The 12,001-nt window shown below is 50.3% G+C and carries 8 protein-coding genes, 1 tRNA gene and 1 other RNA gene; 7 read left to right on the forward strand and 3 right to left on the reverse strand.

Annotated features, from left to right (window positions below):
- From JXQ28_03595 to JXQ28_03625, 7 genes are all read left to right on the forward strand, one after another.
- A partial coding sequence (locus JXQ28_03595; protein ID MBN2276814.1) for an HD domain-containing protein occupies positions 1-1,267 on the forward strand: 1,267 nt, incomplete at its 5' end.
- 193 nt (positions 1,268-1,460) lie between these two features.
- A tRNA-Ala gene (locus JXQ28_03600) sits at positions 1,461-1,533 on the forward strand.
- A 24-nt stretch (positions 1,534-1,557) separates the two neighbouring features.
- Positions 1,558-1,823: signal recognition particle sRNA large type (ffs, locus tag JXQ28_03605), an RNA gene on the forward strand.
- A gap of 28 nt (positions 1,824-1,851) precedes the next feature.
- A complete protein-coding gene (gene dnaX / locus JXQ28_03610) occupies positions 1,852-3,534 on the forward strand; it encodes a DNA polymerase III subunit gamma/tau (protein ID MBN2276815.1) in 1,683 nt (560 codons plus the stop codon).
- 17 nt (positions 3,535-3,551) lie between these two features.
- The gene (locus JXQ28_03615) at positions 3,552-3,878 is read left to right on the forward strand and encodes a YbaB/EbfC family nucleoid-associated protein (GenBank protein MBN2276816.1); all 327 of its coding nucleotides are present in this window, start codon (positions 3,552-3,554) and stop codon (positions 3,876-3,878) included.
- A 6-nt stretch (positions 3,879-3,884) separates the two neighbouring features.
- Entirely contained in the window at positions 3,885-4,481 is a 597-nt protein-coding gene (gene recR / locus JXQ28_03620; protein MBN2276817.1) for a recombination protein RecR, read from the forward strand.
- 12 nt (positions 4,482-4,493) lie between these two features.
- Positions 4,494-6,590 (forward strand): hypothetical protein, encoded by a 2,097-nt coding sequence (locus tag JXQ28_03625; protein MBN2276818.1) that lies wholly within the window; start codon positions 4,494-4,496, stop codon positions 6,588-6,590.
- A 2-nt stretch (positions 6,591-6,592) separates the two neighbouring features.
- On the opposite strand, the gene JXQ28_03630 is transcribed toward JXQ28_03625, so the two are convergent.
- The 3 genes from JXQ28_03630 to JXQ28_03640 form a co-directional block, all read right to left on the reverse strand.
- Positions 6,593-8,182 (reverse strand): hypothetical protein, encoded by a 1,590-nt coding sequence (locus JXQ28_03630; GenBank protein ID MBN2276819.1) that lies wholly within the window; start codon positions 8,180-8,182, stop codon positions 6,593-6,595.
- Between the two features lie 129 nt (positions 8,183-8,311).
- Positions 8,312-9,316, reverse strand: coding sequence for a PorV/PorQ family protein (locus tag JXQ28_03635; GenBank protein ID MBN2276820.1), 1,005 nt, complete (start codon positions 9,314-9,316; stop codon positions 8,312-8,314).
- 11 nt (positions 9,317-9,327) lie between these two features.
- Positions 9,328-12,000, reverse strand: a complete 2,673-nt coding sequence (locus JXQ28_03640; protein MBN2276821.1) for a hypothetical protein — start codon at positions 11,998-12,000, stop codon at positions 9,328-9,330.
- Position 12,001 lies beyond the last annotated feature (1 nt).

The raw sequence follows: 12,001 nt of genomic DNA on the forward strand, positions 1-12,001 counted from the left end.
AGGATGTGGAAAATTAAAAGATGAAAATGAGGGCCCCAAAAACTGCCAAAAATTAAGACTTGCGGCATTATTGCATGACGTTGGACACTATCCATTGTCCCACCCGGGTGAACAGGTATTCCAATGGGTGGATTTTGATCAAAATGTCCCTGACGTAACCAAAAACCGCGGTAGTAATGATTTTAAAAAAAACCTTCTTTTAAATGCGGAAAAAAAGCATGAAAGTCCAACAGCAGAACATGAACGGCTGAGTAAACTTATAATAACCCATGAAAATTCCGAAATAAGAAAAATACTCGAACATGAAAAATATGATCCAGAGGAAATTGCCAGGATTTTTAATGCTGAAGATACTCAAAATCCATTTCATGTTCAGTTGATGAGCAGTACATTGGACTGTGATAGACTTGACTATATGCTTCGCGATGCCAAATCCACAGGCACATCATATGGTATCGTTGATTTAGATTACATTTTGCGCAATTTAAAGTGGGATAAAAAGAATGAATTAATTTGTTTCACACCTAAGGCCATAACCGCAATTGAGCATTTTATAACCAATCGTTATTTTTCATACAATATAATATATCACAAAACAACTGTAGGTTTTGAATTAATGGCGAAAGCACTGTTCTATTGCATGGTTATGGATAAAGATTTTAAAGATGGGGGTAAATATCCCGAAATAGTACATTCTTTTGCCGATATTGAGGAAAAAATTAAAAATGACTGTGATTTCCTCATGAATTTCAATGATGAATACTTTTGGTATTATTTGGATATTTACAAGAAAAGAAACGACAATAAATTAATTCAAAAACTCATTGAAAATTTATATAAAAGAAAACCATTAAGACCGATATATGAAATCAAAACGGTCGAGACAAAGACAGAGGGATACTATGATGAGAAATATACTATTTTAACGAAATGTCTGATTAATAACAGCGATTTTTTAAAAAAATTGGACGAATTGGGATTAGATTTAGGTTATATCTCAATAGCAGAAAGAAAGATTAAATTTGAGGAAATGAGCCATTCTATTGAATTGGAGGATACCCAAAAAACAGAATCCCCAGACTATTTGAAACTTGTCAAGATTCTGCAAAAGGATGAAATAAGGGAATTAGTCACTCTTAGCGGATCAATAGTGAAAACACTCAGTCAGTACAAACCTTGCATATCCCGATTATACGCTTTGGTAGATAAAAATTCAGATGAAGAAAAAGAATTAAAATCAATTGTTGGTGAAATACTTACTCAATAAAATACAAAAAATATCTGCCAAATTTCAGTAAATTTAATCAAATTCATAATTTGTATACTCAATTTAGACTCCAAATCACATAAATCGGGCTTCTTTTACAAAGGCCTTGATTTTCGGCGGGAATTTTGTTTATTACGTAGCCTGTATGAGGGCCGATTCGTATACCTAATCAGCCCGGCAAAATGACAACAATGGGCCAGTAGCTCAGCTGGGAGAGCACCACGTTCGCAACGTGGGGGTCGGCGGTTCGATCCCGCTCTGGTCCATTTAACTTTGCATAGAGGACAAAGGTGTGCTAGACGGGGAGTTAGCGGTGCCCTGTAACCCGGAATCCGCTACACCGGGGTTGAATTCCCACCGGAGGCTTTAACCGTTTATCGCGCGGAAACGGTAAGTGGTGTTGAGGGCCGGGTCCTGTACAATAGCAACACACTGAACCCCGCCAGGACCGGAAGGTAGCAACGGTAGGTGATCGTTGGTATGTGTTGCGGGGCAACCTGACCGGAGCCGGCTGCCGCGGAAGCCTTTAGGCGGCGGGTCAAGGGTGGGTGCACACCATAAATTAAAATCCGGCAAATAAAAAAATGTCGTACCAGGTTCTGGCCAGGAAATACCGGCCCAAGCAGTTCGACCAGGTGGTGGCTCAGCAACATGTCACCCGAACCCTGCAGAACGCCCTGAAAGCGGGGCGAATCAGTTCCGGTTACCTGTTCACCGGGCCGCGCGGAACCGGTAAAACGACCACCGCCAGAATTCTGGCCAAAGCCCTGAACTGTGTCAACGGCCCGACCCCGACGCCATGCGATAACTGCCCGGCCTGCAACGAAATAACGGCAGGATCGGCGCTCGATGTGTTGGAGATCGACGCCGCCTCGAATACCGGGGTGGATGATATCCGGACCCTGCGCGAGAATGTCCGCTATTTGCCCACTTCGGGGAAAAAGCGCATTTATATTATCGACGAGGTTCACCGGCTGTCCGGGTCGGCGTTCGACGCCCTTCTGAAAACTCTCGAGGAGCCGCCGCCGCATGTGGTGTTCATTTTCGCCACGACCGAGCCGCACAAAGTCCCCGAGACGATTCGGTCGCGGACCCAGCGGTATGATTTTCACCGGGTGGCGGTCGGCGATCTGATCTTGCATCTGCGGAAAATCGCCGATGCCGAGGGAATCAAAATCGATGATGAAGCGCTGTTCGTGATTGCGCGCAAGGCCGACGGTTCGGTGCGGGACGGGATGTCGCTTCTGGACCAGATGTCGGCTTTTACCGGGGAGGAGATCACCGGAGCGCAGGTCAATGAGGCCCTGGGGCTGATCGACCGCCAGTTTTATTTCGATTATGTCGAGGCGGTGGCTTCCAAAGATGCCGCGGCGGGGCTGGATCTGGTCAAAAAGCTGATCGACTCCGGGGTGGAGATTCCCGAATTCTGTTACGGGCTGGCGGATCATTTCCGAACCCTGCTGATCATGCAGAATGCCGCCGAGCCGGCGAAACTTCTGGAGCTGTCCGATTCGGAGATGGAGACCTTCAAAAAGCAGGGTGATTATTTTTCCTCGGGCGACCTGCTTCGTATGATCAAAACCATGACCGATATGGCCCTCGATATCAAGAGCGGAATCGACCCGCGGTTATTGATCGAAACCAATACCATCAAGCTGGTCAGTTTGGAAGCAACGGTGCGATTCGAGGATATTATCGCTCAATTGTCCGATGACAGCGCAGTCGAAACCATGGAACCAAACGGCGAGACAGATTTATTCGGAGCGGTAAGTCCAAAGAAACCGGTGATGGAAACCAGCCCGAAGGTGATCGAGGAACTGCCTCTCCCCTCACCCGAGCCGATCGGGACCGGGGTCACCCGGGCGGTCAACCGGCCGATGGTTCAGACCGGCTGGCCGAAATATATCGAGTATTTAAAGCAGTCCAACCCGATGCTTTCGGCCTTGTTGTCGATGGCGGAAATAAAGGAAGTCAAGGATAATGTGATTACGGCTGTGTTCCATAACGCCGGGGGAACATCGAAACAGGTGGTCGAGAAACCAACCTACCGGGAGACCATTGACAGAACCCTCCGCGATTTTTTCCAGGCCGGGTTGAAAATCAGGTTCGAGGCGGATCTCAACAATAAACCGCCCCAGGCGAAAAAACCGGGAGCGGTTCCGGAGGCGATCGATACTGAAAAATTATTGCAGGAAGATGAAAATTTGAAAAACATCGTCGAACGTTTCGACGGTGATATTATCGGTAAAAAAAAAGTCGATGATTGAGCGGAAGGAGAAATAATATGAGCAAGGGCGGTTTGGGAAATATGATGAAGCAGTTCCAGAAGATGCAACAGAAGATGGAAGAAATGCAGGCCGAGCTGGAAGAAGCCAGGGTCGAGGGAACCTCAGGCGGCGGGATGGTGAAAGTGGTGGCCAACGGCAAACAGGAAATTCTTGAAGTTATCATTGATAAGGAAGTGGTCGATCCCGATGATGTCGAGATGCTGCAGGATTTAATCGTGGCGGCGGTCAACCAGGCCCGCCAGAAAGCCCAGGATCTCCAGACCGAGCAGATGTCGTCCCTGACGGGCGGCATGAATATTCCGGGACTCAATTTACCGTTTTAAGAGATTATGTTTAAATCCGCAGAATCTGTCGAACGATTGATCAATCTTCTCTCCCGCTTGCCGGGTATCGGCCGGAAATCGGCCGGTCGGCTGGCCTTTCATATTTTGAAAATGTCACGGGAGGAGGCCATCGAGCTGTCCGATTCTATCCGCGAGGTCAAGGATAAGGTCGGGTTCTGCACGACCTGTTTCAATATTTCCGAACACAGCCCGTGCCATATCTGTTCCGATCCCGGCCGCAGACAGGATATGATCTGCGTTGTCGAAGAAGTTTCCGATCTCTCGGCGCTGGAGAAGGCGGAGGGGTATGACGGACAGTATCATGTTTTGGGCGGGCGGATTTCGCCGCTCGACGGGATCGGTCCCGACGATCTGAAAATAAAAGAGCTGCTGGCGCGGATTAACGATTCGACCCGGGAGATAATCATCGCCACCAATCCCAATGTCGAGGGTGAAGCGACCGCGCTGTACCTGGCGAAGCTGATCAAACCGCTGAATATCAAAATCACCCGGATTGCCCGCGGTTTGCCGGTCGGCAGTGATCTGGAGTATGCCGACGGAATAACGATTTCAAGGGCGCTTGAAGGGCGTCAAGAGATTTAGGGCGGACCGGTCATGAATAAATTTCTGTCATACAATTCCGAGGCGCTGGGATCATGGCCCAATATTATCACCCTGGTTCTGGCGGTCCTGATTCTGGCCATGCCGGTTATCGCGCACCATTACCTGGTGGTCAACTGGGGATTCGACAATGCCTCTTTCCTGCTGACGGGATTGTACTATCTATGGATCGGTTTCGGGTTGATACTGATCGCTTTCTTATTTATTTCGCCCAGCCGGCACTTTATTTCGGTGATGCTGACCAGGTATCTCTGGGGTGATCGTAAAATCGCGGGCCGCCTGATTATTTTGGTCATCGCGCTAATAATTTTCTTCATTTTCCGATTCGAGGCCCATCTGTACGGCAACGGATATATCCGAATTGCCAATTTCGCCCAGAGAACCAAGCCGATCGTGCAGTGGTACGAGGCCGGCGCAACCTATCTGGCCGGACTGCTTTACTGGATAATTTCACTGTTCGAGGTGAATCAGGTGACGGCGGCGGCCTGGGCGTACCGCCTGATCTCATTTTTATCCGGGCTTGGTTTTATTTATCTTACTTTCCGGATCGCCAATCTGGCCGGGGATAATATCGATGAGATGACGGCGTACCTTTTCCTTGTTAATTTCACCGGATTCAGTTTGTTCTTTTTCGGTTTTGTCGAAAACAACCCAATCCTCCTGCCGCTGGCGGCCGCCTTTGTTTTGCTGGTTATTATGTTCAGCCAGCGGAAAAGCAGTAAATATCTGGGTTACCTGTGGCTGATCCAGATGATCGGTTTGTTTTTCAGTTTTCAGTTTATCACCACTATTCCGGCCATCATCTATCTCAGTTTCCGGTATCTGATCGGAAACCGGCAGATCGGCCGTTTCCTGGGGACTTTAACGGCTTTTATTATTATTCTCTGCGGGCCGATTATTCTCTATTTGAAAGCTGTCGGCAATATCGGGCTGGAGAACCTGCTCCTGTTCTGGAATGGCAAACCACCGGAAACGATCTATACCATATTCGGATTTCGGCATCTGATGGACCTGTTGAATCTGTTCTACCTTCTGATACCCGCTTTTATTATTTTCCTCGGCGCGATTGCGGCTGGTTTGTTGATTATCAGGAAGGACCGGATATTCGTGGCGCTGAGCTTTGTATTTCTGGCCCAGGTTATTTATATATTCGTTATCGATCCCAAAAACGGCATGGCCCGGGACATCCATCTGTATGGTTTTCTCCTGACCGGTCTGCTTTTTCTGGGAGTTTACGCCCTGATAAAAGTGCGCCCGGTAATCGGCCTTTCTAAAGATATCTTGATGATGCTTTGCCCGATATCGCTATTGGCGGTTATGCCGATCTATTATGTTCATCTGGATCCGGAGACAGCGGTGGCCCGCCTGGATAAATACCTGGCCTATAACGACACCAAATATGAGGCGGCTCTTCTGGCGATGCGGGATTATTACGCAGTCAGCACTCAACCGGCTCTGGCCATTCAGCGAGAGCAGGCGATCAAGGCCAAGGCGCCGGGCGCCCTGGAATCACAGATAATCAACGATCTCTATGCTCACGAACGTTATGATGATGCCTTCGAATATGCCCTGCAACTGGTCGAAAGAAATCCCTACAACGCCATTTACCGGATGCAGAAGGGCAATATCCTGAAATTTTATAAACGCTTCGGCGATGCCGAGAAAGAATACCTGACCGGCCTGAAGCTTGACCCCTACAATCTCGATCTGTACCATTTTCTGTCAGAATTGTACCGGGAAACCCGGCAACATGAAAAATCCTATGCGGTCTTGAAAAAGGCGCTGTCGATCGATCCGCGTAATCCCGTCATCCTGGTTGATATGGCCGGGTATTATTACAACACTAAACAGCCGGCCGGGGTGGACAGCCTGACCGGGCTTATCTTCAAAATCGACTCCACTGAACCGTACGCCTATATGTACCGGGGATTATCGCTGGAACGAGCCGGTCGCAAGGAGGCGGCGCTTAAATATCTCGAGAAATTCGTGGCCCTCAATGACAGACTGCCGGAAGTTCCGGTTATCCGTAAGAAAATAAACGATATCTTTCTTGAGCTGAACGACACCACCAAAACTACTCCGCAACCCTGATCCTATTTTATGATCTGATAATTATCTTTCTGCGGCAGGGCACCGTCCAGCAAATCCAATCCAAAATAGGCCGTGACCCGGTTTTTATCGGGATCATAATATATACCCGATGATTCCGGATCGGCGATATATTTGGCCTTGATCTGGTTGGCGGCATAGTCATAGAGACCGATTTCGTTTCGGTCCAGACGAATACCATAACGGAATCCGGGAAATTTCCGGCTCCCCCGGAATTGCTCCTCAAACAGCATCGATTTCAGGCTGTCCAGTTCCGGGCAGCGGTCGAAAAGAAAGGTGATATCGCCGACAGTACTGTCGGCATCCTGATAAACCACCTGAAGCCATTTGTCGGACGTCGAAATCCGCAACCCGCTGTTTTCCAGGACAGGCTGATCGGCCTCGATTTGCCCGGGGATTATCAGGCCGGCCCGGCGGCCGCGTTCTTCGAGGAAAGACTGAAACCCGGCATTAAACTGCTCCCAATCCATATTCACGGCGTCGGTGATAATGCTTCTCACCGTATCGGCCGTCATGGTCATAATCGTTTCTCGGTCGCCCGCGAGACGGCCATAGAGAGCCAGGAAGTTTTCAAGTCCGAGTTGCTCATAGAGGTATTCAACCAGGCAACTGCTGACCGGATAAGAAACATCGCCGCCCTCAAGATTATGGAAATCATTGAAGGTCAGGATCGAGTCGATATCGATAATTTTGTATTTGAGAATGTACTCCCCGAAATCGAAGACTACCGCCGGGGAACGCTGCCAGCGTCCCCCCAGATAAGTGGCAAAACCATATTGAATAAAGGGTTGAGTCGCGGGCGGAAGATGCTGTAATCGAAAATTCACCAGGAGCAGGGCGATTTCATGAAAATGCGGGAGGAAGGTGGTAACGACGGCATCATAGGCCGGATCGTACACTCCCCGATCACGGATTCCCGTAATTTTTTCGACCTCAAGATCGGTATTGCACAGATAGTAATCGATTTTCGTTTCTTCGAGAAGTTTCCTCCGCTCCGGTACGATTCCCAGGGTCGCGGCGGTTCGCGTGACGAACTCATCAAGGGAATTGAGGGCAATTGAGTTCAATTCCGATTCGCGTTTGGGATCGGCATAAATACGAAAATAACGGGTGGTCGTAAGAGACCAGCCGGCGGTATAATAATCGGCCGGTGCAATAATCCAGGGATAGCCGTCTTTAACGACGGTAAAATAGAAATGATCGCGGGTGAAGGTACTATCTTCGGCGCGAAATTTCCAGCGAACGACATTGCTGTCGAAAATCGCCTTGGAAATGACACCATCCGGCAGATACGATTTGACCAGCTTGAACTCCTGCATGACCGGCGAGTTGAAATCCGGCTTGATCGGGATATTATTGTACTGGATACCGAGTCGGATCGACCGGGCATACGAAGCCGGTTCCCAGAGTCCGCAGGCCGATTCGTAGTTGCCGGATTTGACCAGATCAAGATAATAGGTCAGCAGTTCGCGCGAGGCTCTGGTATCATCGGCCCGGACCGGACCATTCCAGACCGGGAGAATTACCAAAAGAGCCGCCAGCGATCGATAAAGAAAATTAAAAAGAGGCATCATTTATCTCCGTGAGCTTATTTGCGATATTATGATAATATACACCGTGAAAGGCCGAAAGTCCATTGGTTAAAGCGGTATAAAAAAGGCCCCCGCACCGGCGGGGGCCCAAGCAGGTCAGAACAATAATCACTAAAACGAAAGGCTCGCAGAGAATCTGTGAACGGATTCCAGGCGTCCGACATCGACCCAGGCATAATCAAGAGCCAGGGTGGTGTACTGGGAAAGGCCGGTTCGGAAACCGGCTCCCAATCCAAGCCCTTCCTCCTCGTAATTCAACTTGTACCCGGCTCTCAGGAAATATTTCCCCTGCCAGTCATATTCGGCCCCGATGGCACCCTGCTGTTCATTATCATTGGGGTGTTTAGTCTCGATCGCGACCATCAGACGGCTGTCCTCGGTATCGACAAAATCATAGGCCAGACCGACCCGGAAAGTCAGGGGCAAATCATACGGGTCCACTTTAAGGCGGCTGGAGAAAGGTTCCTGGTTCGGATTACCTTCATCGGCATCATACTCGACATCCAGATCGGGGCCATCGAACTTCATTTCCGGCCCCATATTGGAAATATTCATCCCCATCCGGAGCGACTTGAAGCCGGTGTAAAGCATGGTTCCGAAATCGACCGCAAAGCCGGCGGCTTTTTCACGGTAGATTTCCTCGCCGATATATTTGAAACTCGCCCCGAACGAAAACTGGGCGGTCAGTTGACGGGAATAGCTGAGCTGGAAAGCAAATGAGGAGGCTGAGTACGACTGGCCGGTCCCTTCCGGTTCCTCGATGGTGGTAATTTCCTTATCGCCCATCGAGAGGATGGTGGCCGACAGGCCGAAAACACCGAGTCCTTCGAAACGCCTGGCATAGGCGATATAGTCGAGATTGATATCGGTGATATAGTCGACATGGGTGAAAGCCAGCTCACTGGTTTCGATTGAAGTCAGCCCGGCGGGATTCCAGTACATGGCATAGATATCCTCGGCCACGGCCACGGCGGCTTCACCCATTCCATGGTACCTGGCGCCCACCCCTATTTTGAGAAACTGGGCCCCGGCCGTACCGGTTTTGGAGAATTCGCCGGCCAGAGCGGTGGTGGCTATCAGGGCCGCAATCACTACTGTTATTAATTTTTTAATCATGGCGCATTCTCCTACTTTACCACGGCAAACCGGCCGATATGGTCGCCATATTCCGATTCGACGTGATATAAATAGATTCCTGAGGCGATGGATAACCCGTCCTCCGAACGCATATTCCAGACCGCGGTTCCGGTCCCGTTATGGGCGACGGTTTTGACCAGGTCTCCGGCCAGAGTATATATTCTAATCGTACAGATTTCCGGCAGTCTGGTAAATTCCAGACGGTTTTCGTACTTGCCTGTTTCCCAGGTGCCGCGGCCGATATAGGGATCGGGGACCACTCTGATGGCTCCCAGAGCGACCCGCGCGGCGGCATCATTGACGCCGTCGGTCTTGAAGGCGAAAACATCTTCGGCCCCGTTCATCGGCGCTCCCTCGATCATGAAAACATCGCCCGTCTGGTATGCCAGGTCTTCGGTACCGAACCGGAAAAACCAGGCATGGTTGTACGGGAAGCCCTCCGGATGAGGATTACCGTCGTAGGGAATATCGACAATCGAAAGATAATCACGATCATCGGGATCCCAGACCTGATCGAAATCCTGATCGAGAATCTCGGCGACAACCTGGTATCCCAGAGTTACATTCCAGATCTCGAACGGAAGAGACATCGGGGTTACGTCATCGTAAAGCCAGTATCCCTCGGACCCGGTTTCGGTGAAACGGATTTCGTAGGTCGAGCGGAAATGTCTGCCGGAACCGATGGGGAAACCGTAAACTTCACCCATGGCTCCATAAAAATAACCCAGGTGGAGGGTGGTATCGCCGGAAACGGCGAATTCGGTCTGGCCGATCGAGCGCGGGATTCGATCGCCGTCACGAACCACCATCCGGATTCCCTCGCCGATCTCATAAAGACCCGGATCGCCGTCCTGAAGGGTTTGATCCTCAAGAATCCAGGTGGTATCATTGGTGACGGCATCGACCCGGATCAGGTGCCAGTAGGTATAATAATCGTCTTCCGTAAAAATAACGCTGTAATCCTCACCGATCACGGCCGTTTCATCGAAAATAATCGGGTAGATCACCCCGTCGGATATGAGGCTGTTATCAAGGGTGGTGTGCTCGATGGTGGAATAGGCATCATAGAAACCGGCCGGATCCGACCGGGGGATAACCCGGACGACATTGGGATCGCTGTCGGGATTTCCGAATCCGTTTTGCAGCGGCCCGATGGGAACCGAGGTATCTCCGCCGTCGTACGCCACCAGGCAGTACCAGTATTCCATGCCATTGACCAGATTAGTATCGATATAGGTATGGGCGATCGGATCGGCTATTTCATCCTTTTGATATGCCGCAATCGGGATATAATCGATATCCAGACAGGAACTGGTGTTAGTGCGATCCTCGAATCCCCAGGTGTAACCCTGGTTGGAGGAACGGTACAGCTTATAACCGCTGAAATCCTGCTCCCCGGTGAGAGGGTCGAGATCGACTTCGGAGGTATCGCCCCAGCTCAGATAGACTTTCTTGTCACCCAGCCGGGCTTTCAATTGGGGTACCGCCGGCGGTTTGGGGCCGACGAAATAATTATCATATAACGTCTGGGCGGTCGCGGCATTATCGTAAAATTCGCTTTCGTTCTGACCGGCGATAATGGCATAAACCACCCGGATTGTCTTCCCGGCATCGAGCTGAATCCCCCGGGTGCACTGCAGATAATACTGGTCGGCCGGCGGGAGCGAGGTATCGTATTGCTCGGAATTGATCATCTCGAATTTACCGGGGTCATCATCCGGCAGGTATTCCCACTGACCGGTCCGGAAAGCGGTCATCCCGATATTATCCGGCGTTTCCAGGTATTTGGTTCCCATGATGCCGGTTTGAACCAGAGCTCCCCAGCCCGGATCGTAACCATCCTCATCATAGGTCCAGGCCAGGTTTTCGGTGCTGTCACTGGCGACCAGATCGCCGAGACGTCCGTTTTCACCGGTTCCGTCCGGTCCGCCAACGTCAAAATCGCTGTAAATAGCAAAAGCAAAATCGGTGTAATCTACCGCGGAGACATTGGTAATTTCCAGGATAACGAACAGCATATCCTCGTTATAGCAGTAATTCCACTGGCAGATAGTCTGTGAAATTTGCAAACCCAGAGTCTGGGTCCCGTTACCGTCCTCAAAGCGGCAGAAAGATTGCTGCAGACCGGTCGGCCCGCCGGGCAGGAATGAATCCACCAGCGGCGAATAGACCTGATTGTAGGTCCATTCGAGGCTGTCGGTGTTATACACCCGCCATCCGAGGGCCGGATTGCCGAGACCGTTACCGATCGTATCGGTCGGATCGTAGTCGTAGGTGGTGGTATCGGTGGAGAGTCGGATACTGTAGGTTTCGGCACCCGATACCAGCGACGGCAGAGGTCTGAAATCTTCATCGGAATCAGCCACAATGGCGTCGCCGCCGGGTGTCACCGCTCCCATCCAGAATTTCATTTCGCCGATATAATCATGGCCCGAATTGCGGGGCCATTCGCCCGACGGCAGATCGTAAGGATAGCTGTAACCGCCGATATACCCCCAGTTGTCCACGGTGGTAACAATATTCCCCTTGTCGTGAGTGATCTGATCGGACACTTCCAGCGGAGGAGCCGACACCTGGGTAACTTTGCCGAGAACCGGGCCGGACAGAATCAGAAGTGGCAAGACTGCGAGAATACCGGCTATTTTAAGTTTTGAAAAAATCATG

It is taken from the genome of Candidatus Zixiibacteriota bacterium (assembly GCA_016933955.1).
Classification (GTDB): Bacteria; Zixibacteria; MSB-5A5; order GN15; family PGXB01; genus JAFGTT01.

Bases quoted from the DNA above. Each gene is read 5' to 3' on its own strand.
- dnaX (MBN2276815.1), top strand. From the start codon at position 1,852: ATGTCGTACCAGGTTCTGGCCAGGAAATACCGGCCCAAGCAGTTCGAC.
- JXQ28_03615 (MBN2276816.1), top strand. From the start codon at position 3,552: ATGAGCAAGGGCGGTTTGGGAAATATGATGAAGCAGTTCCAGAAGATG.
- recR (MBN2276817.1), top strand. From the start codon at position 3,885: ATGTTTAAATCCGCAGAATCTGTCGAACGATTGATCAATCTTCTCTCC.
- JXQ28_03625 (MBN2276818.1), top strand. From the start codon at position 4,494: ATGAATAAATTTCTGTCATACAATTCCGAGGCGCTGGGATCATGGCCC.
- JXQ28_03630 (MBN2276819.1), bottom strand. From the start codon at position 8,182: ATGATGCCTCTTTTTAATTTTCTTTATCGATCGCTGGCGGCTCTTTTG.
- JXQ28_03635 (MBN2276820.1), bottom strand. From the start codon at position 9,316: ATGATTAAAAAATTAATAACAGTAGTGATTGCGGCCCTGATAGCCACC.
- JXQ28_03640 (MBN2276821.1), bottom strand. From the start codon at position 12,000: ATGATTTTTTCAAAACTTAAAATAGCCGGTATTCTCGCAGTCTTGCCA.